This is a genomic window from Roseiflexus sp. RS-1, from assembly GCF_000016665.1.
Classification (GTDB): Bacteria; Chloroflexota; Chloroflexia; order Chloroflexales; family Roseiflexaceae; genus Roseiflexus.
Genome location: NC_009523.1, coordinates 3,240,478 through 3,266,566, shown reverse-complemented (window position 1 = coordinate 3,266,566; position 26,089 = coordinate 3,240,478). Strand labels below are relative to the sequence as shown.

General features: G+C 59.8%; 20 protein-coding genes and 1 pseudogene. 12 read left to right on the top strand and 9 right to left on the bottom strand.

Annotation, left to right across the window (positions count from 1 at the left end; genetic code table 11):
- Nucleotides 1-7: 7 nt before the first annotated feature.
- Nucleotides 8-1,024 carry a nucleoside hydrolase gene (locus ROSERS_RS13575; protein WP_011957351.1) on the bottom strand — a complete coding sequence of 339 codons (1,017 nt, stop codon included), beginning with the start codon at nt 1,022-1,024 and terminating at the stop codon, nt 8-10.
- Between the two features lie 221 nt (nt 1,025-1,245).
- Here ROSERS_RS13575 and ROSERS_RS13570 point away from each other — a divergent pair, with 221 nt between their 5' ends.
- The 3 genes from ROSERS_RS13570 to ROSERS_RS13560 all read left to right on the top strand — a co-directional run bounded on the left by ROSERS_RS13570 (nt 1,246) and on the right by ROSERS_RS13560 (nt 6,308).
- Entirely contained in the window at nt 1,246-1,752 is a 507-nt protein-coding gene (locus ROSERS_RS13570) for a ribonuclease H-like domain-containing protein (protein WP_011957350.1), read from the top strand.
- Between the two features lie 7 nt (nt 1,753-1,759).
- Nucleotides 1,760-3,541 carry a Stk1 family PASTA domain-containing Ser/Thr kinase gene (pknB, locus tag ROSERS_RS13565; protein ID WP_011957349.1) on the top strand — a complete coding sequence of 594 codons (1,782 nt, stop codon included), beginning with the start codon at nt 1,760-1,762 and terminating at the stop codon, nt 3,539-3,541.
- Between the two features lie 361 nt (nt 3,542-3,902).
- Nucleotides 3,903-6,308, top strand: coding sequence for a glycosyl hydrolase (locus ROSERS_RS13560; protein ID WP_011957348.1), 2,406 nt, complete (start codon nt 3,903-3,905; stop codon nt 6,306-6,308).
- Between the two features lie 322 nt (nt 6,309-6,630).
- On the opposite strand, the gene ROSERS_RS27250 is transcribed toward ROSERS_RS13560, so the two are convergent.
- Together ROSERS_RS27250 and ROSERS_RS26840 are read right to left on the bottom strand one after the other, a co-directional pair.
- Nucleotides 6,631-6,873, bottom strand: a complete 243-nt coding sequence (locus ROSERS_RS27250) for a transposase (protein WP_332249098.1) — start codon at nt 6,871-6,873, stop codon at nt 6,631-6,633.
- Nucleotides 6,874-6,946: 73 nt separating this feature from the next.
- Nucleotides 6,947-7,198 carry a transposase gene (locus tag ROSERS_RS26840; RefSeq protein WP_232282606.1) on the bottom strand — a complete coding sequence of 84 codons (252 nt, stop codon included), beginning with the start codon at nt 7,196-7,198 and terminating at the stop codon, nt 6,947-6,949.
- Nucleotides 7,199-7,271: 73 nt separating this feature from the next.
- Here ROSERS_RS26840 and ROSERS_RS25060 point away from each other — a divergent pair.
- Nucleotides 7,272-7,499 (top strand): annotated as a pseudogene (locus ROSERS_RS25060) (NgoMIV family type II restriction endonuclease); the annotation flags it as partial.
- 4 nt (nt 7,500-7,503) lie between these two features.
- Here the strand turns inward: ROSERS_RS25060 and ROSERS_RS13555 are convergent.
- The 5 genes from ROSERS_RS13555 to ROSERS_RS13535 form a co-directional block, all read right to left on the bottom strand.
- On the bottom strand, nt 7,504-8,010 hold the full coding sequence (locus ROSERS_RS13555; RefSeq protein ID WP_011957347.1) for a cyclic nucleotide-binding domain-containing protein: 507 nt from the start codon (nt 8,008-8,010) through the stop codon (nt 7,504-7,506).
- 141 nt (nt 8,011-8,151) lie between these two features.
- Nucleotides 8,152-8,529 (bottom strand): hypothetical protein, encoded by a 378-nt coding sequence (locus tag ROSERS_RS26075; protein WP_157041084.1) that lies wholly within the window; start codon nt 8,527-8,529, stop codon nt 8,152-8,154.
- A 635-nt stretch (nt 8,530-9,164) separates the two neighbouring features.
- Nucleotides 9,165-10,385 carry a sensor histidine kinase gene (locus ROSERS_RS13545; protein WP_011957346.1) on the bottom strand — a complete coding sequence of 407 codons (1,221 nt, stop codon included), beginning with the start codon at nt 10,383-10,385 and terminating at the stop codon, nt 9,165-9,167.
- Complete coding sequence (locus ROSERS_RS13540) at nt 10,382-11,077, bottom strand: response regulator transcription factor (RefSeq protein WP_011957345.1); 696 nt, start codon at nt 11,075-11,077, stop codon at nt 10,382-10,384. Before ROSERS_RS13540 ends, ROSERS_RS13545 begins: the two co-directional genes overlap by 4 nt.
- 126 nt (nt 11,078-11,203) lie before the next feature.
- On the bottom strand, nt 11,204-14,737 hold the full coding sequence (locus tag ROSERS_RS13535; protein WP_011957344.1) for a cyclic nucleotide-binding domain-containing protein: 3,534 nt from the start codon (nt 14,735-14,737) through the stop codon (nt 11,204-11,206).
- A gap of 621 nt (nt 14,738-15,358) precedes the next feature.
- Between ROSERS_RS13535 and ROSERS_RS13530 the strand changes: the two genes are divergently transcribed.
- From ROSERS_RS13530 to ROSERS_RS13515, 4 genes are read left to right on the top strand one after another with little or no spacing between them, the layout of a single operon-like run.
- Nucleotides 15,359-16,120: an SDR family NAD(P)-dependent oxidoreductase gene (locus ROSERS_RS13530; protein ID WP_011957343.1), complete on the top strand. Its 762-nt coding sequence runs from the start codon at nt 15,359-15,361 to the stop codon at nt 16,118-16,120.
- Between the two features lie 6 nt (nt 16,121-16,126).
- Nucleotides 16,127-19,084 carry a phosphoribosylformylglycinamidine synthase subunit PurL gene (purL, locus tag ROSERS_RS13525; protein ID WP_011957342.1) on the top strand — a complete coding sequence of 986 codons (2,958 nt, stop codon included), beginning with the start codon at nt 16,127-16,129 and terminating at the stop codon, nt 19,082-19,084.
- Nucleotides 19,085-19,107: 23 nt separating this feature from the next.
- Nucleotides 19,108-19,926 (top strand): DUF5688 family protein, encoded by an 819-nt coding sequence (locus ROSERS_RS13520; RefSeq protein WP_011957341.1) that lies wholly within the window; start codon nt 19,108-19,110, stop codon nt 19,924-19,926.
- The gene (locus ROSERS_RS13515) at nt 19,926-20,648 is read left to right on the top strand and encodes a hypothetical protein (protein WP_011957340.1); all 723 of its coding nucleotides are present in this window, start codon (nt 19,926-19,928) and stop codon (nt 20,646-20,648) included. Before ROSERS_RS13520 ends, ROSERS_RS13515 begins: the two co-directional genes overlap by 1 nt.
- 4 nt (nt 20,649-20,652) lie before the next feature.
- On the opposite strand, the gene ROSERS_RS13510 is transcribed toward ROSERS_RS13515, so the two are convergent.
- Nucleotides 20,653-21,306, bottom strand: coding sequence for an O-methyltransferase (locus ROSERS_RS13510; protein ID WP_011957339.1), 654 nt, complete (start codon nt 21,304-21,306; stop codon nt 20,653-20,655).
- A gap of 524 nt (nt 21,307-21,830) precedes the next feature.
- Here ROSERS_RS13510 and ROSERS_RS13500 point away from each other — a divergent pair.
- Genes ROSERS_RS13500 through ROSERS_RS13485 form a run of 4 tightly spaced genes read left to right on the top strand, consistent with a single transcriptional unit; the run spans nt 21,831 to nt 26,088 of the window.
- The gene (locus tag ROSERS_RS13500; RefSeq protein ID WP_011957338.1) at nt 21,831-22,550 is read left to right on the top strand and encodes an esterase family protein; all 720 of its coding nucleotides are present in this window, start codon (nt 21,831-21,833) and stop codon (nt 22,548-22,550) included.
- Nucleotides 22,551-22,576: 26 nt separating this feature from the next.
- Nucleotides 22,577-23,539 carry an ATP-grasp domain-containing protein gene (locus tag ROSERS_RS13495; protein WP_011957337.1) on the top strand — a complete coding sequence of 321 codons (963 nt, stop codon included), beginning with the start codon at nt 22,577-22,579 and terminating at the stop codon, nt 23,537-23,539.
- A gap of 15 nt (nt 23,540-23,554) precedes the next feature.
- Entirely contained in the window at nt 23,555-24,952 is a 1,398-nt protein-coding gene (locus tag ROSERS_RS13490) for a hypothetical protein (protein WP_011957336.1), read from the top strand.
- Nucleotides 24,949-26,088, top strand: coding sequence for a carboxylate-amine ligase (locus tag ROSERS_RS13485; RefSeq protein WP_011957335.1), 1,140 nt, complete (start codon nt 24,949-24,951; stop codon nt 26,086-26,088). The genes ROSERS_RS13490 and ROSERS_RS13485 overlap by 4 nt, the downstream gene beginning before the upstream one ends.
- Nucleotide 26,089 lies beyond the last annotated feature (1 nt).

The following is a 26,089-nucleotide window of genomic DNA, read 5'->3' as shown; positions in this document are numbered from 1 at the left end:
GGAAGGCTTACCGACGCGCCAGTCGCTCCATGCGTTCGACAAACAGCGCAATGAAACGTTGGGTATCGAATTCGACCACTGTGCGCACATTTGGCGCCGGACGGAACGCGCGCCGCCAGTGCGGGGGCCAGGCGGCAGTGTCGTACCCGGTCAGATCGTGCGCATCCGGTTCGCGCGTCGCCGGACCAATATAACTGATGACACTCTTCCCTGCGGTAAGTTCACTGGTATACTCAACCGCCACATGCATCGGCTCGGTGCGCGCCAGGTCTGGCATAAACGCCAGCGCCAGCGCCGCCGGATCGTTGATCGAGCACCCCGCGTATCCGAATGCCGCCAGATGGAATTCGATGTAGAACCGCGTGGCGTCGGCAATGAATTGCGTGACCGGCGACGGCGTGCGGAGCAACCGATCAACATCTGCCTGAGTCAGAATAATATCTTTGGTAATGTCCCAGGGCAGGAGTGTGATCGGCATGCCGCTTTCGAGAACGATATGCGCTGCGTGCGGATCGACATAAAAGTTGAACTCCGCCAGCGAGGTAGTGTTGCCGTCGGTGCGCAACGCACCACCCATGATAATGACCTGGCGCACCGCATTGATAATCCGCGGCTCTTTGCGCAGCGCAATTGCGACATTTGTCAGTGGTGCGACGGCGACCAGCGTGACCTCGCCGGGATGCTCCAGGATTTCGCGGATGATCAGATCGACGCCATGTTCCGTGCTGACCGGTGCGGTTGACTCAGGGGGATGGGCGAAACCGATACCGGTTTCGCCGTGGGTCTCAGGTGCAGTGTAGAGCGGGCGGATCAACGGCAACGCAACCCCGCCGCACACCGGAATATCGGGGCGACCGGCGAGCGCCAGTACGTTACGCGCATTGCGCACGCCATCAGCCATCGGACAGTTGCCGCTGGTAACGGTGACGCCCGCAAGTTCGACTTCGGGGGAGGCGGCTGCGAGTAGAATCGCCAGAGAGTCATCGATGCCAGGATCGGTGTCGAGAATGACGCGCGTGGTCATACAATCATCTTTCGTTCGTGCGTGTCTGGAAGCGTCATTATACCACGCATCGGCGTTCTTCTGGCGCTGCGGCGCGTGCTATAATGACGCTGCTGCCAGGTGCAGACGGAGTTTTACCGTTTTCCTGAATACGAGATGATCCAGCGCTGGCGGTGGAGCACAGCAACGCACTGAGCCGCCGGTGCGTCACATCGTGTAACCTCCAGAGAAGGAAGAAGCGCGTGCGCGCCTATCTCGACATCGAAACAACTTTTGAGGGCGCGATCAGCGTGATCGGCATCTACCGTCCAGAGTGCGGCGCTATTCAGTTAGTCGGCGGCGGAGTGCGTGATACGACGTTGTACGATGTGCTCCAGGGTGTGGAAACACTCGTGACATTCAACGGTTCCGGGTTCGATCTGCCGGTCATTCGCAGGCGCCTCCTTGTCGATCTCCGACGTGACTTCGGGCATTGCGATCTCATGTATGTCTGTCGGCGACGTGGCCTGCGCGGCGGTCTCAAGGCTGTCGAGGAACGTCTGGGCATCCAACGTACAACACAGGGGATGAACGGACGCGATGCGCTGTACCTGTGGGATCGCTACGAGAAGCGCGGCGATTATCGGGCGCTGCGCACGTTGCTCGACTACAACCGTGAAGATGTGATCAATCTGGCAATCCTGGAAGAACGTCTTGGTCTTGTCCCACCAGGCGACCTATGCCTGGCTGTGCGCCACATATACGCCTGATGCTTCTATGCAGAAGAAAATTCTGAACAATCGCTACGAACTTGAGCAAAAGATTGGCGAAGGCGGCATGGCGCGCGTCTATCGCGGTCGTGATCTGCGCCTTAACCGGCGGGTTGCTATCAAGGTGCTGCACGAGCATTATGCCGCTGATGTCAGCTTCCTCCAGCGTTTTCACCACGAAGCGCAGGCGGCGGCCGGTCTGCGCCATCCATGCATCGTTAATGTGTACGATGTCGGGCAGGACGGCGATACGCACTATATCGTGATGGAGTATGTCGAAGGCAGCGATCTGAAGAGTCTGATCCTGCGCAACGGTCCGTTACCGGTCGATCAGGCGGTCGCAATTGCTGAAGATGTCGCCGGGGGATTGGAAGCCGCCCATCGCCTGGGCATGGTGCATCGGGATGTCAAGCCGCAGAACATTCTGGTCAGTCCTTCTGGCGAGGTGAAGATCACCGACTTTGGTATTGCCAAAAGTTCGCTTTCGACGGCGCTGACCGAAACCGGTATGACGTTTGGGACGGCGGATTACCTTTCGCCGGAACAGGCGCGCGGGTTTGCAGCCACGCCGCGATCCGACATCTATGCGCTTGGGGTGACGCTGTATGAGATGTTGACCGGTCGCCTGCCGTTTATGGGCGAGAATGCGGTTGCAGTCGCCATGCAGCATGTCAGCGTCGATCCGCCGCCGCCGCGCATGTTCAATCCTCAGATCCCGCCGCATCTCGAAACACTGGTGCTGACTGCGCTCAGCAAGAATCCTGACGAACGCCCGGCGTCGGCGCGCGAATTCGCGCAGATGCTGCACGCATACCGCGCAGTGAGCCAGGAGGCGACCATCGTGCGCCCGGTTGCGCCCCGTCAGGGTCTCCCACGCGCCGTACCCGGTCCTGTTTCGGCTGCTCCGACAGGAAATAGCGGCGGACGGATTGCGCCGTTGCCGCCGCCGCGTTCACCGGTGATCACCCAGGCGCCGCCAGCAAGCGGGGGACGCGATCTCGGCGTCTTTCTGCTCGGCATGATGTTTATCGGTATCGTGCTCGGCGTGGTCTATCTGGCTGCCACCGGTACGTTCGATAATCTGTTCAATCCCGGCAGCGGAACCCGTCCGCCGCCAATAACGCTTCCCGAACCGACTGCGACGCCGGAAGTGACCCCCGCGCCGGAGATGGTTGCAGTGCCGAATGTCATCGGTCTCGACGAGCGCGCTGCGATTGCGACCATCGAAGGGGCGAATCTGCTGCCGTATGCCGAATTGCCGCGCGCATCCGATGTCGTTTCGGCAGGACTGGTGTTCGACCAGTTTCCGCCGCCAACTACGCTTGTGACCGTTTCGACGGTCGTAACCTATGTGGTCAGTACCGGACCAGAACAGATTCCCTTGCCCCAGGTTGTTACTATGCGCGGCGTCGATGCCGAGTTTCAACTACGCAGTCTCGGTTTTCAGGTGCAGGTTGTCAGTGCGCCGGATCGCCTCAGCGCGGGTTTCGTCTTTCGCACCGAGCCGGTTGCCGGTACGCCGTTGCGCCGTGGCGACACGGTGACCATCTTCGTCAGCCTGGGCGATAAAGTGCGGATGCCGGATGTCACCGGCTTGCCGGAAGAAGAGGCAATCCGTCGGATTTCCGCCGCCGGTCTGACCTGGTCGTACTCCGATTATCAGGGATGCGATAAACTCGGCGACCTGTGCGACCGGTATGCGCCTGGAGTTGTCGTCAGTTCAATACCGCGCGGCGGAGACCTGGTTGATCGGGGTTCTCCGGTGACTCTGGGTGTGCGCGCACCGTAACCACAATAACCTCATCGCAAAAGTGCACCGCCGAGACGCAAAGCACGCAGAGGTTTCCTTCCATTGCTTGCTGTGTCCACTGCGCCGCTGCGTTGAAAGAACCTTGTTGCAAAAGACTCACTATTGCGATCAATCTGTCATCGTTGCACCGCAGTGTTGCACCGCCGAGACGCAAAGCATGCAGAGGTTTCCTTCCCTTGCTTGCTGTATCTACTGCGCCGCTGCGTTGAAAGAACCTTGTTGCAAAAGACTCACTATTGCGATCAATCTGTCATCGTTGCACCGATTGCATGATGCCCGAACTGCTGCTAAACTCCTCTGTGCGCTGCGTCGAAAGAGTCGCAGATGGCAGGAGGAGTCTATGCTGTTTCGATTGCTTTCCCGCGTTCTGATCGTCGTCACGCTGGCTGCCTGGTCGATGCCAGCGCCGGCATTGGCGCAGCAGTCCGCCCCTGGACAATCCGATTTCGGCGTGAATACCCACCTTGCGTCGCGCTACCCGGTTCAGGCCGGTTTCGATGCGCCGGTCGATCTGGTCGCCGGAACATCAGCCGGTTGGGTGCGCGAGGATTTCCACTGGTACTGGCTCGAACCGGAGCCGGGGCGCTTCGATTGGGCGATCTACGACCGCGCTCTTTCGCGCCTGGCGGGCAGTGGCGTCAACATCATCGGCGTGCTCAACACGGCGCCGGCATGGGCCACGCCGTTCGGCGGGGATGTGGCCCGTCGTCCTTCCTACTATGCCCCTGATCCCGCCGCGTTTGCGCGCTTCGCTTCGGCAGTTGTGACGCGCTACCGCGACCGGGTGCGCTTCTGGCAGGTGTGGAATGAGCCGGAGAATGTGCGCTACTGGCAACCACAACCGGATCCTGCCGCCTATGCCGCCTTGCTGCGCGCCGCTTACCCTGCAATCAAAGCAGCAGATCCGAACGCTGTCGTTTTGAGTGCGGGCATCGTTCCGACCAACATCGGCTTCATCCGCGCCATCGCTGAGCAGGGCGCCTGGGGTTCGTTCGATATTCTGGCGCTGCACCCGTATGTTGATCCGTTCAGCCCGGAGAACGGTCAGATCGGCACGGGTGATGTCAGTGCGGTAAAAACACTGGTGGAGAGTCTGGGGCGCAAACCGATCTGGGCAACCGAGTTTGGATGGTCGACCGGTCCTGCCGATCGCGATCCGCGCGGTGTTGATGAAGAGACGCAGGCGAACTTTCTTGTGCGCGCGGCTGCACTGCTGCGCGCGGCGGGTGTGGAGAAGGTCATCTGGTACACGCTGAAAGATACCGAGCCGCGTAACCTGTACGGTTTGCTGCGCTCAGCTGGCGGTCCTGCCGATCTGAGTCAGCCCAAGCCATCGCTGGCGGCGTTCCGCACGCTGAATCGCCAGCTCAGCGGCGCGACGCCCGCTGGAATGATCGACTTGGGAGCGCGCCAGGTAGTTTTCGATTTCGAGCGTTTCGGCACATGGCGGCGCGGCGATCAGCCAAACGGCTCATTCTCCGCCGATGGTTCGCAACGCTTGAGTGGTAATACTGCCGGACGCCTCGATTACAATTTCCCCGGCGGCGGCAATGATTTTGTCGTCTTCACGCCGCGTCCTGCCATCACAATCCCCGGTGCGCCGGGACAGATCGGGGTCTGGGTCTACGGCGACGGCAGCGGCCACGCGCTGAAGGTCTGGTTGCGCGATGCTGGCGGTGAAACACTCCAGTTCCGCCTGGGGTTCGTTGGCGCTCCCGGTTGGTCATTCCTCGCCACGCCGATCAATGCTCCGGTCGAGTCGTACAATCGGATCAGCGGCAGCGGCAATCTGCGCCTGGACTTTCCGGCGACGCTGGTTGCAATTGTGCTCGATGATGAACCGGATGCCGGCAGTGGCGCCGGATCGATCTGGCTCGACGATCTGACGGTGCTCAGCGGTCCTGAGGCGTATGGCGTGCGCTTCGCGCGCGGCGGCGATACAATCGATGTGCTCTGGTCGCCGGGTGGCGCATTCGTCAACCTGCCAACTGCGGCGCCGGTGGGGACAATCGTTGATCGCTGGGGCGGGGCATCGCAGATCGAAGCGGTCAATGGCGCATACGGGTTGAACCTCGGTCCATCGCCGATCTTCGTGACCCATCGCGCGGTTGCTGCGCCAGCCCCGCAGCCGACGCCGCCACCTGCGCCTGCGCCGCAACCCTCAATTGGACCGTGCCGGCAGTTTCCTGAGACCGGCTTTACGGTATGTGGTCGTCTGCTCGAATACTGGGAGCGGAACGGCGGCTTGCCGGTATTCGGGTTCCCCATCGGTCCTGAAGAAGATATGGTGATCGAAGGGCGAACGGTACGGGCGCAATGGTTCGAGCGCAACCGCCTCGAACTGCACCCGCAGAATGCGCCGCCCTACGACGTGCTGCTTGGACGTTTGGGCGCCGAACGGTTGGAAGCCAGCGGGCGCAACTGGTCCGATTTTCCGAAAGCCGACCCGCGCGCACCGATGTACTTTGCGCAGACCGGACAGGCGATTGCGCCCGAATTCCGTCAGTACTGGTCGTCACATGGCCTGAACCTGGATGGTCGTCCAGGGTACACATTCGAGGAAAGCCTGGCACTCTTCGGTCTGCCGCTCACCCCGCCGCTCATGGAAGTCAACCCGACCGACGGCAAAACATACCTGACGCAGCACTTCGAGCGCGCGCGCTTCGAGTATCACCCCGAAAATCGGGGCACGCCGTATGTGGTGCTGCTCGGATTGCTGGGACGTGAAACGACGGGGCGGCGGTGAGGGTGGGTGGTTTGGGGCGGCTAATGAGTTTCAAGAATTACAGCATTTCTCAGAGCGTGATCAAAAACTAACACCTCGGATAGAGCCGACTCAGGAGCATTACGATAGAACCTGGATAAAGAAAGGCTTCGCTTGACTCTGGATTGCGGTTGCGGCGAATAATTATTCGCCGCTCCAACCGATTGCGTCCCGCCCACGCAATCGAGCGTTCCACCACCCATCGTTTCGGAATGACGGAACATCTCTTTTGTCCAGGCGGTTTTTCAATAATATTCGGGCGTATCGCCGTGTTCTGTTGCATACATTCATCTCACCCTTGTTTCTACCCCTCGTCCACCTGAATCTCCTGCATCCGAGGAAACGATTGATGATGCGCCGCCAAAAGCCATTCTGCGCCTTCCGTATCCGAAATGTCGGCAAGATGTACGAACACTCGTAATAAGAAACCATTTGTATCAACCCAGAATTGCCGTTTGCGCCCGTTGACCTTTTTTCCCCCGTCGTAGCCGCGCTCGCCGCCTGCTTCGGTCGTTTTGGTTGATTGGAGTCCAGGACGTTGATGGATGGTGCCGGGTCGTGCTCTAGCGCTTTTCGCGCCGGTTGATGCAGCGTATCAATGTATTTTGATGCGTGTTCCATCACGATATCCATGGGTCGAAAGAGGAGCGAACCGCGCTCATCGGCGGAGCATCAGATGGAAGCCGTCGCCACTGGCAGCCGGTGTGCTGTTTGGAGCACAGTGCGTTGACGACCGCACGGAAATCGATGTCGGTCGGGTGCCCGCCCTTCGGTGACGTAACGGTGACGAGCGGCGCGATGACGTCCCATTGCGCATCGGTCAGATCGGTCGCATCCTTCGTTGGAGAGCATCGACGCTCACGTTTCGGCATGACAGATTGCTCCCCATCAGAAAGCCATGTTCACTGTTATGATACCACAAATCCGGGTTTCTGATCGCCCTCTAAGGGCCATACCCCGCATATTGTCGCGGTTACTGCGGAGCCGCTGCCGACACGCATTGCATCTCTGGCGCTTGGAACTGGCGATCTGGACTGTGTGTACCACATGGCGCTGCACGAACTGGAGATTGCAGTTGAGAACAATCAAGACCAGCGCGAGATGCTCCGCACTCTGATCGATGGCAAACGACTGCGCGACATCAGCGATCTGCCGTTCGATTTGGCGGTGTAGCTTGTTACACGCTGCGCTCCGCTCCCTCTAACGCCTTCAACCGCCCGCTGCCGATCCGTTCCAGCCTCCGCGACACGCCGCCATCGCTGTGAACCAGCGCCTGGATGGCGGCATGCGGCAATGCCAGCACGGTGAGCGATGTGAGCGCGATGACGCTTGCCACCGGCGGCGCATTGCGCAGCAGTTCGAGTTCACCAAAGAATTCCTGCGGTCCCAACCGCGCGATGGGTCGGGTCGTTGCCGGCGCTCCGTTGGTTGCTGCCTCGCGGCAAACGACTGCCGCCGTTCCCTTACGAATGATGAAGAATATCCCGCTCAGCGTCCTCTGGCGCACAACCACTGTGCGCGCCGGGTAGGTGCGCTGTTCGGCGATGGCGACCAGTCCGCGCAGCGTGTTGCGCGGCAGGTCGGCAAACAGCGGCACACGCTCCAGCAGACGCAACACTTCAACCGACTCCATCCCGCCTGCAGCGTAGCGATCCGCCAAAATCTGCAAAAGTCCAGTTATCATTTCGTCCTGCCCTGTATTGTCTCAATCCTGGAAGGAGTAACAGGACTGCAAATTATGTGGAATTGGACAGCACCGGTGCTGTTGTTCCTAAGGGTTTATTGCATTGACGCCGGTGCCATCCAAAGTATGATTACACCATCATCACTGTGTTGGATTTGGTGCTTCCACGCTTATAGCAGGCAGGGCAACTGGAGGAGTATCTACAGGGACAACATCTGCCGGGCTCACGCGCTTGCCCGGATTTGCGCGGATCCATTCATCATCGGGTATGACACACCGTTGAAGCCGGACCGGACGTGTCTGTGTAGCACTGACCCATTCTTCGGCATCCACTATCTCGCAATATCCCAATTCCGGCACGTCTGGTGTTGGCAGTGCCTGCAGTGAACCTGGCTCTTTTGCCTCAGGAAATCCCCATGCGCCCACTGGAACTGCCATCAAGAGGACGCCGCCCACGATACCAATAAATAAAACTACGCCGAGCAGGAATGTCCATTGCTTCCATTGCACCATATGCATAGTACACCTCCTTGAGTAGGGTAGGGGAGTGGACATTGGAGGAGTATCAGCACCATGCGTCCAATGCCCACCGCCCTCAAGGGTATTTATACGTCAATCGAACCACTATATGAGATAGCTTCCGGCCCTGTATTCCAAATCGCCAAAGAGTAGTTCCCTGAGCTGGGAACAGTAAAAGTATGACTCCCCACCCCCCCTGTATATGTACCGGTCCACGAACAGCTCGACAGTGATGTACAGAGACCAAATCGGACACTGGACGTACTGGGATTCCAGGTAATTCGGATGGTCATTTTCGACCCCCTGGTCTCATAATACTGACCGTACTGGTGCATCCAATTTGTATCCAACGTTCCACTAATGGAATACGTCGCCAGTGGCTGTGGGTCCACTGATGTCAACACTGGTGCAGCGTGACTAACTGGAACACTCAGCACGAACAACAGTACGATAGCGAGAAGCTTCGTGAACCATTGTCGCCCAGCCATTACTGACCTCCTTCTCTATGGGCTACATCCACCCAATCGTGGATGAGACAAGCATAGCAAGAACGGCCTAAGGTTTCTGTTAAGTTTTGCTGGGAAGTCGTTCTCGGGGTGGGGAGGTGTGTAGCGAGCACAGTGGATCGTACAGAACTACCGTGGTAATCGGACAGTGAATCGGCTGCCGACCCCAAGCGTACTACTGACCTGAATGTGCCCGCCATGCTTCTCGACAAGGTGCGCAACTATCGACAGTCCCAAGCCAGCACCACCCAAATGCCGAGATCGTGAACGATCCACGCGGTAAAATCGTTCAAACAGGTGGGTTTGCTCCTCTGTCGCAATGCCGATCCCAGTATCCGCAACCTCCACAACTGCCCAACCTTCGTCCTGCTGCAGCGTGACTATGACCTCACCACCAGGACGGTTGTAGTGGATCGCGTTTTCGATCAAGTTTCTGAAGACGTGCGACAACAACGTAGCATCGCCCTGCGCCGTGGTTTCCGCTTCACCCAGTAGCCGCACTGTCACGTCTTGTGCATCCGCAAGCGGCTGTAGATCAAACAGCACCTCTTCCACGAGGGGCCCAAGTTCAACAGTATCACCCGTGATGCGTTCGTCACTGGATGCGAGTATAAGGAGGTTACCGACTAATCGCTCAAGCCGTATGAGCGCCCGCTCTAAAGTAGCCGTCATTGCGCGATACTCATCCACTGTGGCCTGTGAATTGGACTGTACCACCTCAACCGAGGTGCGTAAGGCGGCGAGCGGCGTTCGCAATTCGTGGGCTGCATCAGCGATAAAGCGACCCTGCTGCTCAAATCCCTGTTTTAGGCGGTCAAGCATAGCATTGAAAGCCCCTGCAAGCTCATACAGCTCATCATGCGGACCATCGAGTCTAAGCCGTCGGTCCAATGTTCCAGCACTGATCTGCTTGACTGTCTGATTGATCTGATGCAGTGGACGGAGCGCCATACCAGCCAATAGGTAGGCACTCGCACTACCCAAACAAGCGATGAATATTAACCCGACAAGCGAAATAATGCGTACATCACGCAACAAGGCTTGCGGAGTCGTATCTGCTGGTCGAGTAGCGGCAGGAGTTGCGTGCGGAGGCGGTGACAAAGATGCCTTGGGCATGGGAGCGGGTGATGACGGTATGGCAGTAAGTGGGGCCATGTCTGTGGCTGCTGGATCTATTGACGGCAGATTACCAGGCGCCCGATTCGAGATAACGATGGAGGCTATCACATTGATAAACAGTACTAAGCTCAGACTGCAAATAACGATGAGTCCACCCGTCCATATGGCGAGGCGCAACTGCAATGTCAACCGTTGTTGCCACCAGTGCCGACCCTGTTTCATATGCATCATACTTCTTGCTCCGATTCACCTGCGTTCCCAAGCCGATACCCCACGCCAACCACAGTCTCTATATAGCGGTACGGCGCTATAGTGTCCCTCAACTTGCGCCTGAGGGCATTAATATGAACCCTCACGGTGTTGGTGAAGGGATTTACAGTTCCGTCCCATACATGTTCTAACAGCATTTCTTGGGTGATAACCTCGCCCTGATGACGCATAAGATAGGAGAGGATCGCAAACTCCTTGCGGGTAAGATTCAAGCGTTGGTTGTTGAGCCAGACGGTTTGAGTAGCAGGATCAAGTTTCAGATCTCGATACTGGAGCAGCGGTTGGCGAACTCGTAAATCGCGCCGGAGAAGCGCCCGGATACGCGCCAGTAATTCACCGAAATGAAACGGCTTGATCAGATAGTCATCGGCACCGGTATCAAGACCAATGACACGCTCCTCTGGTTGATCCCGAGCCGTCAATATTAAGATTAAGAGGTGTGGATAATTTGCTCGAAGGTATCGGCAAACATCGAGTCCGTCAAGTGCAGGTAGGTTGAGATCCAGAATGATGAGATCATATTCATTGATGCTTGCAAGTTCACATCCCTGTTCTCCATCAGCTGCCCAATCCACAGCATACCCCTGTTGGCGGAGTCCGCGTACCAGTGCGTGCGCCAGGTCATCCTCATCTTCAATCAATAACAGGCGCATGTGGCATGGTCCTTTCCCGGTAGGCGACTACCCCGGCGTGACAGCGGGGGCGTGACCAGGGGCTCAATCGCCGTTCATAGGTCGTCTGTCAGATCGGTCGGATAGTTGGTCGGGTAGCGCCAGTGCTCACACTTCGGCATGAGGCCTTTCTCCTCCCTCTAACGCCTTCAACCGCCCGCTGCCGATCCGTTCCAGCCTCCGCGACACGCCGCCATCGCTGTGAACCAGCGCCTGGATGGCGGCATGCGGCAATGCCAGCACGGTGAGCGATGTGAGCGCGATGACGCTTGCCACCGGCGGCGCATTGCGCAGCAGTTCGAGTTCACCAAAGAATTCCTGCGGTCCCAACCGCGCGATGGGTCGGGTCGTTGCCGGCGCTCCGTTGGTTGCCGCCTCGCGGCGGACGACTGCCGCTGTGCCTTTGCGGATGATGAAGAATGTCCCGCTCGGCGTCCCCTGGCGCACAACCACTGTGCGCGCCGGGTAGGTGCGCTGTTCGGCGATGGCGACCAGTCCGCGCAGCGTGTTGCGCGGCAGGTCGGCGAACAACGGCACGCGCTCCAGCAGACGCAGTACTTCAACCGACTCCATCCCGTCTGCGGCGTGCGGTGCGCGTTCGGCAGTCAGGCGGAAAAATTCGTCCGCTGGGAGGTAGAGCAGGCTCGATGCGACCGTCGCGCGGTAGGTGTGGAGACACGGTTTACCGCCCAGCACTTCTTCGACGCCGATAACGTCGCCGCGGTGCAGTTCGGCAACGATGCGCCCGCCCCGTCGGGCGATGATTTCCCCGGCTTCAATAATCCAGATGCCCGGAACCGGAGCGCCCGACCGTAGCACTATCGCGCCCGCAGCGCAGGTCTGTTCGACGACGCTGGACGCCAGCGCCTCCAGTTCTTCGTCGTCGCAGTTCAGGAAAATATCCACCTGCCGCAGTAACCGCAGGCGCGCTGCACGTATGTCACCAAACGAACTCGACAATTCACGCGCCCACGGCGTGTCGGGGAAGCAGAGGCGGCTGGCGGTCTCACGTTCGGGCCAGGGCAGTGCGTCGTATGCCGCCTGAATGCAGCGTCGCGCGAATGCAACACCGGCAATCTGTTCGATCTCGGCGACGGTGTAGCGTAACACTTCAGCAAACCGCGCACCCTGCTCCGCAATCGGGAGAGTTCGCACCTGTGCGCCAATCCGTGCGCGTTCGTGATCCAGGGTGACATCCCAGTCCGCCGTGGCAGCCAGAATGTCCATCCGGTCATCGAGCGCACGCGCGCGGCGCTCACCGTAGACTGAGTGTAGCATTGCATAACACCCATGGTACGTCAATTGAAATGCCCGCGCAAGACGGTCGCTTTCGCTCATATTGGGAATGTGTTCCCAGCGGAATTCGCTCAGCGTGAGATGGCGGAGTGTTGCAAGATGCACCAGCCACGCTGTCGCCCACAATCCCGATCCCAGCACATCGAGCGCCAGACCGCGCCCGTGCAGATCGGCAATATAGCCGGCCGTTTCGACCAGGGCGCCTGCCCAGAGCAACGCCCACGCCCAGACCATCCGCGAGTCTGCCAGACCGAACAGGTGTTGCAGGAGGAGCGCCAGCGCCAGCGCGCCGAAGTATGCTGGCGCTGCCGTGATCAGGAGCGTGAGCGCCCCCGCCGTGGGGTAGACTGTCTGGGCGCTGAAGAGTGCTGCTCCGCCAATTGCGAATGCAGCCATGAGCAGGACGGCGGTCCCCAGCAATTCGCGCAGCGGCGCGGCGCGCAGATCCACATCGAGGAGCGCGGTAAAACCCGCTATCAGCAACCCGACGAACGCCAGCCCGTCAAGCATCACCCAGATGCCCGGAGATATGGGGAGCATGCGCGCGATGCCAGCCAGCCCGGCAAGCGCTGTCGTTGCGATCAACGCCAGTATTGCCGGGTAGATGGCGGCGCCGCGGTAGTACGGGCGGACAGCCAGCAGCGCGTTGAGCGCCACAATCCAGAGCGCCGGTCCGAGCGCCAGACCGACCCATCTCCACCCACCCTCCTGGGTTGCCAGAACCGCCAGCGATGCGCTGATCGCCAGCAGGACGCCGAAAGCTGAAAGAAGGCCGGGTTGCCGTCCATAACCGCGCCGCACCAGCCAGCCGACCGTGGTTTGCCCTGCTTCCCACAGAGCCAGCAGGACGGCTGCAACTGCTGGCAGCACAACGATCAGGATCAGCAGCGCGCCGATCACTTGTTGCCACCAGACTCCCCGCAACAGTTCGAGCGCGGGTTCGAGGATCTGCGCACGCCAGAACCAGGCGGCGCCGATGATCGCCAGCGCAGTGTAAAGCGCCGTGGCTGCTCCATACAGCGCGAACACGCGCTCCTGGCGACTGAACGGCAGTGTGCGCTCGTCCAGGTTGACCGTCGTCGCCTGCGGATGTCTGGAAGCACGGCGTATCCAGCGCGTCGAGCGCATCCGCAGGTGAGCGCCCAGTTTGTCCCACAGCGGACCACGCACATACGCCAGCGCCTGACGGCGCAGATCCGGCATCCGCAGCAGATCGACAAGAATGTAGTAGCCATCGAGTTCGAGGAGTGGATTCAGATTGAAGACGCTCGACACGAAACTGGTAAATGCCAGTTTGTAGGCTATCGACCCAATCGCAGCATCCGGCGACAGGTATGCGGTGATGGCTGCCAGGCTGCCGACCAGCAGATCTGCCGCAGGACCGGCTGCCGAAACGATAATGCGCGCCGAGCGCGGCGAGCGCCAGATGTCGCTGGTGTCCACAAAGGCGGCAGGCAAGCCGTAGTACAGCATCACACCGCCACGCGTCAGCGCACGTCCGAAATGTTTGACCGCCAGTGCATGCGCGCTTTCGTGGATCACGAAGGACAGAAGCGTGACTGCCCAGAGTGCTGCCAGCCCCAGCATCACCGAGCCGTTGAGTCTGATGACCTCATACGTATCGGATCCGCTGCTCATCGCCAGTCCGAAGGCGATAATTCCGGCAAGCGCGACGATGCTGGCAAGCACGGCAAAAACGCGGGTAAACAGCAATCTGCCGCCCCAGCGATAGATTGCGCTGTAGAACGCATCGATGCCGGGCAGGGTGAGCGTTGCGCCTGTCAACACGCGCCTGATCCGGCGTCCCCATGTGCGGGTTGTTCCTCTGGCAAGCGCTTCGTTGATTGCACGGTACACGCCTACCGGCTTATCGAGCAGCAACCCTTCCGCCTTGAGGGTTGCGACCAGTTCACCGATCGGCAGGATCAGGCTATGCCGGCGAAATGCGTCCAGCCCCAGTTCGGCAATGGTGCGCGTGCCATCCATTGCCCGCCAGACCTCATGCTGCGCTTCGGTCAGGCGGAGATAGGCGCCCTGTGGGGTGCGTACAATATAGTGCGTCTGTCCCCCTTCGACGACTGGATCGGCGGCCACATCGGGAATGGCGTGTGGTCGGTACAGTTGCGGATTCGTCCGTTCGCGCAGGATCGTCCACAAGCGTAGTTCTTCCGATTGTTGAACGCCACGCTCGCGCAGGATCGTGAAGACCCGGACGTTTGTTGCCGGAGGTTCGGCAACGCGCCGCCGCACCGCAGCCCATATGCCGCCCGGAAGCGGTTGGGCGCCAGCAGCTGTTGGTTGGGATGCGTGAGTTATTACATCGTCGAGCGTTGCCATCGCATCCATTCTAGCACGGCGTTCCAGGGAAGTGGATGATGTTCTGCGAGGGGGTGTGGTACGAAGGGCGTAGAGGCGCTGTGAAAAGCGAACGCCCTGCTTTTCACTCAGCGCGCTTCGTTCTCTCCTGAACCTGACTGCTCCAACCGGTTGCTTCGTATGCCTGTGTTCAGGACATATCGACATCACCGGTCTCTGAGATGACGTGGTACACTTTCGCGCCACCATAGTCATCTCGGAGCGCCGCACCTGGCTCCTAGCGCAACGGGTATTTCACTGCCGCGCGTATTTGCTGGTCTCCCCGAGCAGATCCAAAATCTCTCGTTTCCCTCAGCTTACGACAGCCTTTTTCAGTACTATCGCTTGCCAGGTGCGGGTACGTCAGGTTGTTCAAGAACGGGCCCTTCGCTGAGTTACTCTGTCAGGGCGGTAGAAATAGTATACTCCACACCGGACGATTTTACAAGCCCTTAATATGATGCAATTTAATGCAGTTTGTTGTGCAAATGGAGAACAAGAGAATGGTACAATACTGCCATAGTTGACCGCACAGCGACGCTGCGGTAGACTACGCGCGAGCGCGCTCCAGACTGTTAAGAGTGGCTGTATGTGTGATGGTGAGGTTCACGCATGAGTACGTTGAATGAGAAGACGGCGTTCATTACAGGCGGTGGGCGCGGGATCGGTCGGGCGATTGCGCTGACCTTTTCGGGCGCCGGTGCGACGGTGGCGGTCGCCGGTCGTAACCGGGAGGCGCTGGATGAGGTGTGTGCGACGATTGAGCAGCGTGGCGGTCGCGCCATTGCCGTCATCTGTGATGTCGCCGACCCGATGCAGGTCTATGCCGCCGTCAGCCAGGCGCGCGCGGCGGTGGGTCCTTTCGACATTCTCGTTAATAACGCTGGTGTTACCTACAGTGCAAAACTGACCGACACGGACGATGCGCTTTGGGAACGAATCATTCAGGTGAATCTCAACGGCGCGTATTACTGCTGCAAGGCCATCGTTCCCGATATGATTGCGCGTGGTGGCGGGCGGATTATCAATATCGCCTCGATGGCGGCGCTGGTCGGCATGCCATTTTCAGCCGCCTATAGCGCTGCAAAGCACGGTCTGCTCGGTCTGACGCGCTCCCTGGCGCTCGAATTGCAACGCTACCACATCACCGCAAATGCTATCTGCCCTGCCTGGGTCGAGACCGATATGATGAAGAACGCGATCAACGAACTGGCGGCGAAGACCGGGCGTACACTGGAAGAAGCGCGCGAGGCGCTGCTGTCGCGCGGCGGCCAGCAACGCGCTATGTCGCCGGAGGAGGTCGCTATCACAGCGCTGCGCCTCGCCGGACCGGACAGCGCCGCTACGACCGGTGAAGCTATTGTGCTCCATTAGGACGCTATGACTGCCTATCTTGTCACTGTCCGTTCGTTGCACGATCCGACTGCGCCCGATCATCTCTTTCTGATCGATGGCGATCTTGATGGTGCAACGGTTGCCCGCCTGACGACCGATCTGCTCTACGATCCGGTGGTGCAACAGGCTTCCTGGACGCCGGTCGATGATCTGGTCGATGAACCGTCCGCCAGCGCAACCGGAGTGACTCTGGTCGAGATTGCCTATCGTCCGGGTGTGACCGACAACGAAGCGGAGAGTGTGCGGAGCGGCGCAGCCCGTCTTGGCATCATGGGTCTGCGCACGGTGAAAACGCTCCGTCGCTATCGGGTGGCGCACCCCGGCGATGAACACGATCTGTATAACGATCTGATCCAGACGGTGCTACGCTATCCTGAAGGTGCGGGCGCTTCCGAGCGACGCGCGTGGTATATGCATCTGATCTGCCCGCCTGCGGATCATGAGCCGTTGGTGGCGCATATCCCGATCACAACCGCATCTGACGAGGAGTTGATGCGCATCAGTCAGGCGGGAGTGCTGTCGCTCGATCTGGAGGAGATGCGCGCGATTCAGGCGTACTATCGCGCCGAAGGGCGCGAGCCGACCGATGGCGAACTCGAGACGCTGGCACAGACCTGGAGTGAGCATTGCAGTCATAAGACGTTCAAAGGGCGCGTTCGCTACCAGAATCAGGTCCCGCTCAACCCGCAGGATGTGGCGTTGCCCGCCGAACATTATCCGTCGCTGCATCTGCTGTCGCGCGATTGTGAGATCGATAGCCTGATCCGCACCTTTCTCATGGCTGCGACCCGGCGCGTTCTTGATCAGCGCAGGGATCGTGATTTTGCGGTGATCTCGGCATTCGTCGATAACGCCGGTATTGTGGCGTTCGATGAACACTACGAGATCTCGTTCAAGGTCGAAACGCATAACCATCCTTCGGCGCTTGAGCCGTTCGGCGGTGCAAATACCGGCGTCGGCGGCGTGGTGCGCGATGTGCTCGGCGTTTCTGCCCAACCGATCGCCAATACCGATGTGTTCTGCTTCGGACCGCTCGATCTTCCAACAACTGAACTCAGCCCCGGTGTGTTGCATCCGCAACGGATCGCCGCTGGCGTGGTCGCCGGCGTGCGCGATTATGGCAATAAACTCGGTATTCCTACGGTGAATGGTGCAGTCTTCTATGACCGGGGCTATGTGGCAAATCCGCTCGTCTACTGCGGCACGGTCGGTCTTGCGCCGCGTGATACGCATCCGCGCGCGGTGCGTCCGGGTGACGCGATTGTGGTCATTGGCGGACGCACCGGTCGCGATGGCATTCACGGCGCGACGTTTTCTTCGGCGGAACTGACCCATACCACGGCTGAGGAAGTCGGCAGCGCAGTGCAGATCGGCGATCCGATCACGGAAAAGAAGATGATCGATGTGGTGCTTCAGGCGCGTGACCGGGGTCTCTACAGCGCGATTACCGACTGCGGCGCCGGGGGGTTGTCCTCAGCAGTGGGTGAAATGGGCGCCGATTGTGGCGCAGAGGTGGAACTGGCGCGTGCGCCGTTGAAGTATGCCGGTTTGCAACCCTGGGAGATCTGGCTTTCGGAGGCGCAGGAACGGATGGTGCTGGCAGTGCCGCCGCAGTGTCTCGAACGCCTGCTGGCGCTCTGCGCCAGCGAAGATGTCGAGGCGACGGTCATCGGGCGTTATACCGATACCGGGCGCCTGGTTGTGCGCTACAATGGCGCATCGGTGGTCGATCTGGCGATGTCATTTCTTCACGAGGGGCGCCCGCAGCGGGTGCTGGAAGCGCGCTGGGACGGCGGATCACTCCCCAAACCGCAGATGACGGTTCACAACGGCGATCAAGACCGGGTGGACGTCGCGCACCTGTTGCTGGCGTTGCTGGCGCATCCCAACATTGCCTCCAAAGCGCCCATTGTCCGCACCTATGACCATGAGGTTGGCGGACGAACGGTTGTGAAACCGCTGGTCGGCGCTGCCTGCGATGGACCCGGCGATGCCGCCGTGCTTCAACCGCTGCCGTCGTCGGTGCGCGGGATTGCAATCGGGTGCGGGATCAATCCGCGCTACGGTCTGATCGACCCATACTGGATGGCGCTGGCGTGCGTCGATGAAGCGCTGCGCAACGTGGTCGCCGTGGGCGCCGATCCGACCCGCGCCGCCATTCTCGACAATTTCTGCTGGGGCGATCCGCGCCTGCCGGACCGCATGGCAGGGTTGGTGCGCGCTGCCGCTGGTTGCTACGATGCGGCGGTGGCGTATGGCGCGCCCTTCATTTCCGGCAAGGACTCGCTCAACAATGAGTACCGCGATGCCGAAGGTCGCCGCACGCCGATCCCGCCGACTCTGCTGATCTCGGCGCTGGCGCTGGTTCCCGACATCCGCCGCGCGGTGACGTCGGATTTCAAAGAGCCGGGCAATGCGGTGTACCTGGTCGGGTTGACCAGGGCGGAACTGGGTGGCAGTCATCTGCTGGATGCGCTGCCAGCGTCGTGCATCTCCCCTGCGCTCTCCGATGCGCTGACGCAGATGCCGCGGGTCGATCTGGCGCAGGCGCCGCAGTTGATGGCGGCGCTCCATGCTGCAATAAGCGCCGGTCTTGTGCGCGCCTGCCACGATCTGAGCGAGGGGGGGCTGGGGGTTGCGGTTGCGGAAATGGCGCTCGCTGGCAATCTTGGGGTGACCCTGGATGTGCGCGCCGTGTCACACAACCCGGCTGCCGCCGATGACCTGGTGCTGCTGTTCAGCGAGTCGCCGACCCGCTTCCTGGTCGAGGTGCGCCCTGCAGATGCGTCAGCATTCGAGGCGGCGATGACCGGACACGCCTGTGCGCGCGTGGGTACGGTGACAGAAGCGGACGTGGCGATCACCGGCTTGATGGGCGAGACGCTCGCTCAACTCTCGTTGTCCGCCGTCAGGGACGCCTGGCAGGGAACGCGTGTCGTCTGAACGATCCGGGAAGGGGGGCGGGTATGCGCAACGGTGATACACCTCTCATGGATGCCGATCGGTTTGCCGCCTATATTGTGCGGCGTCTGAGTCTGCACGATGATGTGATCGAGGTGCGGGAGCGGCGCGGTGATGATCTCATCCTGCGGGTGCGGGGCAACGATGTTACCGTCAATCTCAGACGTCTCTATGATGCGTATGTCAAAAATCCCGACCAACTCGACGCCATCATGCAAACGATTGTCAGCGCTGCAACACACGACATACCGGCGCGTGATCGGCGCGATTTCGCATCCCTGCGCGAGCGCATCTTCCCCATGCTCAAGCCCATCAATCTGCTGGTGTTTGTGCGAGAGCGCAACCTGCCGATGCTGGTCTATCGCCCATTCCTGGCAGACCTGATGATTACCTATGTGGTGGATGAGGCGCGGAGTGTTGCCTATATCAATGAGCAACACCTCGAACGGTGGGGTGTTGGTGAGCGTGAGATTCATGAACTGGCGTTGCGCAATCTGCGGCGACGCACCGATGAGCAGGCGCCATACGCAATGATTGGCGAAGGGGATCAGCGGCTCTTCATTTTCAACAGCAACGACGGCTACGATGCGACACGCCTGCTGCTGACCGATATTCTGGCAACCTGGGCGCAGCACGTGAGCGGTCACCTGGTCATCGGCATCCCCAACCGCGATTTTCTGATTGCGCTGGGTGACGCCAACCCCGACATTCTGCGCAGTGTGGCGGCGCAGATCCAGATCGATGCCGTTCAGCGCGATTATGGGTTGACTGATCGCCTCTTCACCCTGGTTGGTGGAGAAGTGCGTGAGTACGAAATGATCTGATGGAGCCTGGCATTCTATTGTTCACCATTGGGGCGTTTGGTGTGGCAGGCTTCCTTGCCTGGCGCGATCATCAACCGCATTATCTGTTTGCGCTGGCGGCAGGGCAGATTGCTACCCTGCTCTCACCGCTCTGGCAGCGGCTCTACGGCTTCTCCTACGATCCATCGCTCGGTGCGCTCTTCAGCGTGCTGGACCGGTCGTTGCCCACGCTGGTCTTCCTGGCGGGATGGACGCTGATGTTGCCGCCGCTGGCGATTTTTTTCCTCTACCAGCGCCGCTGGTGGTTTTCCGGGTACTTCACCGGCGCACTGACCTTCGTGCTCTTCACGCTGTACCACGTCTTGATCGAAACGATCGGCGTCCGCGCCGGATGGTGGGGATACGCCGATAACGGCGCATTGCCGTTCAATATCAGCGTCACCCTGCTGGCCGGTTTGATGAATGGACTGGTCTCGCTGGGTGGGCTGGCCGTGCTGCTGATCACGCGCCACTACGCCTGGCCCATGCTTCTTGCCGTTGTGCTGCCCACCCCTCTGCTGATGAGCGCACTTGTGCACGGCTTGCTCGGCGCACCGCTCTACACGGTCGTGCTGCTTCGCGCCCAATCATGGGCGGCTGCGATTGGCATGATCGGCACCCTGGGACTCGTCCTGTGGGGCGCGCACATTATTGCCAGCGAACTGGGGCGCCGACCGGCGCCCGGTCGAACGATGCCAGCATAGCGCGTCAATCGCGCTTGCGACAGATGCCCACGCCGTCGCGCAACGGCACGATGACCGATTCGAGGCGCGGGTGGGTCATGATGGCGCGGTTGAACTCCTGGATGCCGCGCACAATCGGCGCCGCATCGTCTTCGAGCACCAGCGCACTGCACAGCACATTGTCGGCAATGAGCAGCCCGCCAGGGCGCAGGCGCGACACGCACAGTTCGAGTGCGCGCAGCGAATCGCGCTCATCGTTCAGATGACGAAGAATATCGAGGAAGATAAGGTCATACGGTCCTTGCATCTGTTCGAGGGAGCTGAACCATTCCCCTTCGATGATATTGAAGTGATCACCATAGCCAGCGTGGGCGACATACGTACGCGCCAGTGCGATCCGCTCCGGGTTGCGCTCGATTGCCGTCAGATGCCCGCCAACCGGGGCGATGGCGCGCAACAGCCAGATAGCGGCATAACCGGTGGCAACGCCGATCTCCAGCGCTTCGCGCGCGCCGTGCATCTTCGCCAGCATGTAGAGGAACTGACCCTCGACCGGACCGACTAGGGGCCATCCATGCTCACGCGCCTGACGCTCGAGTTCAGCAAGCGCCTGCGGTCGCGGCGGCATCAGTTCGACCAGATAATCTTCGATTGCGATGTTGGTAATATCGTCACGCATACGGCGCCCTCCTTGCACGATGGACGTGATTCTATAATGCCTGTCGATGAGCGCGACAGCGGTCGTCACCGTTGCCCACCGCGCGAACGCGCTGCATATCAGCATGAAAATTGTACCACACATGCACAAAGTACGTGAGCAACACACCGCATCTGCGCGCGGAATGTTCCGCCTGCCGCACGACACCAGTGCGCCCGGATTCTTCTATCGACGAGTCCACTGCAAAAAGGATATGTCACCGCAGGGGCGCAGCGCTCACAGAGAAAATGATTGCCTGGCTCAGGCGTATGCTTCGCCGCGCATCGAACCCGTTTTGTTTTTGGCGTTCTCTGTGCGATCAGCGTCTCAGCAGTGTTGCGGCGAAGCCATCGATACTATTGCGAGTCCGTTGACAGGCACTGCTCGTGTGCGGTATCATAGCGAACCACACGACGCATATCGGGGATGAAGCGCGTCTCTTCCGCCATCCACGAACGTGATTGCGTTCGCTGGCATGCGTTTCCTCCTTGCGAGATGGAGTCCTCATGCATCGCGCCTATCATTGCTGGGAAAGCCCGGCGCTCGGCAGACCGATGGAGTTGCTCGTCTTCGGTCATGCCGGTGCGCCAGTGATTGTGTTTCCGACGTCACGCGGTCGGTTTTTTGAGTATGAAGACCGTGGCATGGTGGCGACGCTCGCTCATCACATCGAGCAGGGATGGATCCAGTTGTGCTGCGTTGATAGCGTGGATGCCGAAAGCTGGTACTGCGGATGGATCCATCCCCGCGACCGCCTGCGCCGCCATGATCAGTATGAGCAGTACATTCTTCAGGAGGTATTGCCGTTCATTCGCAGCCAGAACTCTAATCCCTACGTCATGGTGCACGGTTGTTCGTTTGGCGCCACACACGCCATGCTTTTCGGTCTGCGGCATCCGACGCACTTCAACCGTATTCTGGCATTCTCTGGCTTGATGGATATCCGTTCGTTCATGGACGGCTACCATGATCAAGAGGTCTACTTCCACAACCCGGTGGAGTTCATCGGCGGGCTTCAACCGGGGCAGTACGCCGATGCAATTCGTCGGTTGGACATTATTATGGCTATCGGGCGCGATGATGAACTGGCGTCCAGCAATGCCGCGCTCTCAGAAGCGTTCTGGCACAAAGGCATCTGGCACGCGATGCGCTGGTGGGACGGCTGGGCGCACGACTGGCCCTACTGGCAGCAGATGATCCGGATCTATATTAACGGCGCGGATTAATCCTGTGCATACTCAAGGAGCGGCGTGTGACACTGAAGATCGGCATCCTGGTTGGACGGGAGAGTACCTGGCCCCCCGCATTTATCGAAGAGGTCAACCGCCGGAATGCAGGGGTCACGGCGGAATTTGTCAAACTGAGCGGCACGCGTATGGCGGAAACGCCGCGCTATGCGGTGGTTGTCGATCGCATTTCGCATGAGATACCGTACTACCGCACCTTTCTCAAAACCGCAGCAATTGGCGGAACGCACGTGGTCAATAACCCGTTCTGGTGGAGCGCCGACGAAAAATTCACCGGTGCGACGATTGCAACCCGCCTTGGCATCGCCCATCCGCGCACGGTTGCGCTTCCGTCACATTCGTACATTCCCGCCATCCATCCGGTCGAGTCGCTGCGTAATCTGGAAGCGCGCATTCCCTGGGAAGATCACGTTGCGTATGTCGGCGGCTTTCCCCTTATCCTGAAACCGCACGCTGGCGGCGGGTTCAAGCAGGTCTACAAGGTGTACGACATGCAGGGGTTGTGGTCGGCGTACAACGAGAGCGGCACCGAATGCATGATGATGCAGGAGTTCATTCACTGGGAGAAGTATGTGCGCTGCCTGGTTATCGGTCGCGAACACGTGCTGGTGATGAAATTCGATGTGAGCGCGCCATACCCGCACCGCTACTTCGATGAGCCGGACTATCTGACGCCCGAAGAGCACGAGCGGGTGGTGCGTGATGCGCTGACGCTCTGCCGCGCGCTGGGATACGATATGAACACGGTCGAGTTCGCAATCAAGGATGGCATTCCGTATGCAATCGACTTTACCAATCCGGCGCCGGATATGGATTACTGGTCGCTCAAGGAAAAATTCTTCCGCTGGGCGGTGACAAAAATGGCGGATATGTGCATCGCAAAAGCGCTCTCTGGACCGGCAAAGCTCGACGAAATTCACTGGAGTCGTCTGCTCAACCCGCACGATGCGCGGCATGAAGCGGCGTAGGAACGGAGGGCGCGTATGCTGGAAACGGCGATTGCCGATTATCACGCGGCGCTTCAGGATGAAGCGATTGCGCGGGCGACCTGGGAGGCGTTGACTGTCGGGCAGCGTGAGTGCAACCTGTTCTTTGGCGATCGTCCGCTTGCCACGGTGATGCGTCCGCGGTTTCTGACACGCCCACAGTACGATCTGCTCCGACGCGGCGTTGGGCTGGTCGTTGCCGCCCTGCAGCGTCTCGGCGACGCCCTGCTGGCGGATCCAGCGTTGCGCGCTCGTATCGCGCTGACGCCGCAAGAGGAGGCGCTGCTGGTGCGCGATCCGGGGTATCCATACCATAGCGCCCATTCGCGCATGGATACGTTTCTCACTCTTGATGGCGCATCGCTCCGGTTTGTTGAATACAACGGCGAAAGTCCGGCGGCAATCGCCTACGAAGATGTGCTTGCAGAACTGTTCCTCTCCCTGCCGGCAATGCAGCAGTTCACCAGGACGTATGCCGTCACACCGTTGCCAGCACGCCAGCGTTTGCTTGATACGCTGCTCGACGCCTGGGCGCATTCTGGCGGTTCCGGCTCGCCACGCATTGCGATCGTCGACTGGAGCGGGTTGCCGACCCATTCGGAGTTTATGCTGTTTCAAAGGTACTTCTACGATCACGGCATCGAGGCGGTCATCTGCACCCCCGACGATCTGGCGTACCGTGATGGACGCCTGATTGCAACCCGTTTCCAGGCAGTCGAACCGACCGCAGCGCCAGCGTTTCCCATCGATCTGGTCTACAAGCGCGTGCTGACCAGCGAGTTGCTCACGCACTACGGCGCAACCGCGCTCGACCACCCGCTGGTGCGCGCGTATGCCGACGGCGCGATCTGCATGGTCAATTCGTTCCGCGCCAAACTGCTGCATAAAAAAGCGATTTTTGCCCTGCTGACCGACGAGTCGTTGCACGATCTGTTCACGCCCGACGAACGGGCTGCGATTCACGCCCATGTTCCCTGGACGCGCCTGGTGCGTCCAGGAATGACAACCTATCAGGGCGCTGCGATTGATCTGCTGACCTTCGCGCATGCAGAACGCGAGCGTCTGGTGCTCAAACCCAACGATGAATATGGCGGCAAAGGAGTGGTGATCGGGTGGGAAACCTCGCCCGACGAATGGGCGCGTGCGCTGGCTGAAGCGTTGCGCACGCCTTCTATTGTTCAAGAGCGCGTCACCATCGCGTATGAAGAGTATCCGGCAATGGTCGATGGCGCCGTGCAGATTGGGCGCCGCCTGGTGGACAGCGACCCATTTGTGTTTGGCGGCGAGGTTCATGGGTGTTTGTGTCGTCTTTCGACGGTGACGTTGTTGAATGTGACCGCCGGCGGCGGTTCGACGACGCCGGTCTTTCTGGTGGAGAGGGGATCAGAACCATGACGTCGTATAATCCCGCGTCGCCCGATTTTCCATTCACGCTTGGCATTGAGGAAGAGTATCAGGTCGTTGATCCGCAGACCCGTGAACTGCGCTCGTACATTACGCAGATCCTTGATCGCGGGAAGATGATCCTGCGCGAGCAGATCAAACCGGAACTGCACCAGAGCATGGTGGAAGTCGGAACCCATCCATGCCGCACGATCCAGGAGGCGCGCGCCGAAGTGGTGCGCTTGCGCAGCATCATCGCCGGTCTTGCCCGTCAGCATGGGTTGACGATCATTTCCGCCGGAACTCACCCGATCTCATCCTGGATGAGTCAGGAGATCACCCCATTTGAGCGTTACAAGGGCGTGGTGGAAGAGATGCAGCAACTCGCGTTGCAGTTGCTCATCTTTGGCATGCACGTCCACGTCGGCATGCCGGACGATGAGGTCGCCATCGAGTTGATGAATGTCGCGCGTTACTTCCTGCCCCACATCCTGGCGCTCTCGACGTCATCGCCGTTCTGGATGGGGCGGAATACCGGCTTCAAGTCGTACCGCTCGGCGCTCTTCGCAAACTTTCCGCGCACCGGCATTCCGCCCAGTTTCCATTCAGCCGCCGAGTTTCACAACTATGTGAACCTGCTGATCCGAACCAACTGCATCGACGACGCGAAGAAAATCTACTGGGACCTGCGCCCGCACCCCTATTTTGGTACGCTCGAATTCCGCGTTTGTGACGCTGCGACGCGGGTCGACGAGTGCATTGCGCTTGCGGCGCTGATGCAGGCGCTGACCGTCAAACTGCATCTCATGTTTTCTGAGAATACCACCTTTCGCGTCTACCGCCGCGCCGTCATTATGGAGAACAAGTGGCGGGCGCAGCGCTGGGGTCTGGATGGTAAACTGATCGATTTCGGCAAACGCGCCGAGGTGGATGCCAGGGCGCTGATGTACGAACTGGTCGCCTTCGTTGACGAAGTGCTCGATGAACTGGGGAGTCGCCAGGAAGTCGAATACCTGTTGAAGATTGCGGAAGGCGGCTCAAGCGCCGACCGCCAGCTGGCGGTCTTCCGCGAAACCAACGACCTGAACGCAGTCGTTGATAACCTGATTGTCGAGACGCTGGAGGGAGTGCCAGCGTATCAGGCGTGAA

Excerpts from the sequence above, each read along its gene's own strand:
- ROSERS_RS13545 (WP_011957346.1), bottom strand. The coding sequence starts at position 10,385 with ATGATGCATATGAAACAGGGTCGGCACTGGTGGCAACAACGGTTGACA.
- ROSERS_RS13515 (WP_011957340.1), top strand. The coding sequence starts at position 19,926 with ATGGAGCCTGGCATTCTATTGTTCACCATTGGGGCGTTTGGTGTGGCA.
- ROSERS_RS13540 (WP_011957345.1), bottom strand. The coding sequence starts at position 11,077 with ATGCGCCTGTTATTGATTGAAGATGAGGATGACCTGGCGCACGCACTG.
- ROSERS_RS13520 (WP_011957341.1), top strand. The coding sequence starts at position 19,108 with ATGCGCAACGGTGATACACCTCTCATGGATGCCGATCGGTTTGCCGCC.
- ROSERS_RS26840 (WP_232282606.1), bottom strand. The coding sequence starts at position 7,198 with ATGCCGAAACGTGAGCGTCGATGCTCTCCAACGAAGGATGCGACCGAT.
- purL (WP_011957342.1), top strand. The coding sequence starts at position 16,127 with ATGACTGCCTATCTTGTCACTGTCCGTTCGTTGCACGATCCGACTGCG.
- ROSERS_RS13500 (WP_011957338.1), top strand. The coding sequence starts at position 21,831 with ATGCATCGCGCCTATCATTGCTGGGAAAGCCCGGCGCTCGGCAGACCG.
- ROSERS_RS13490 (WP_011957336.1), top strand. The coding sequence starts at position 23,555 with ATGCTGGAAACGGCGATTGCCGATTATCACGCGGCGCTTCAGGATGAA.
- ROSERS_RS13530 (WP_011957343.1), top strand. The coding sequence starts at position 15,359 with ATGAGTACGTTGAATGAGAAGACGGCGTTCATTACAGGCGGTGGGCGC.
- ROSERS_RS13485 (WP_011957335.1), top strand. The coding sequence starts at position 24,949 with ATGACGTCGTATAATCCCGCGTCGCCCGATTTTCCATTCACGCTTGGC.
- ROSERS_RS13575 (WP_011957351.1), bottom strand. The coding sequence starts at position 1,024 with ATGACCACGCGCGTCATTCTCGACACCGATCCTGGCATCGATGACTCT.
- pknB (WP_011957349.1), top strand. The coding sequence starts at position 1,760 with ATGCAGAAGAAAATTCTGAACAATCGCTACGAACTTGAGCAAAAGATT.
- ROSERS_RS26075 (WP_157041084.1), bottom strand. The coding sequence starts at position 8,529 with ATGCATATGGTGCAATGGAAGCAATGGACATTCCTGCTCGGCGTAGTT.
- ROSERS_RS13510 (WP_011957339.1), bottom strand. The coding sequence starts at position 21,306 with ATGCGTGACGATATTACCAACATCGCAATCGAAGATTATCTGGTCGAA.
- ROSERS_RS13555 (WP_011957347.1), bottom strand. The coding sequence starts at position 8,010 with ATGATAACTGGACTTTTGCAGATTTTGGCGGATCGCTACGCTGCAGGC.
- ROSERS_RS13560 (WP_011957348.1), top strand. The coding sequence starts at position 3,903 with ATGCTGTTTCGATTGCTTTCCCGCGTTCTGATCGTCGTCACGCTGGCT.
- ROSERS_RS13535 (WP_011957344.1), bottom strand. The coding sequence starts at position 14,737 with ATGGATGCGATGGCAACGCTCGACGATGTAATAACTCACGCATCCCAA.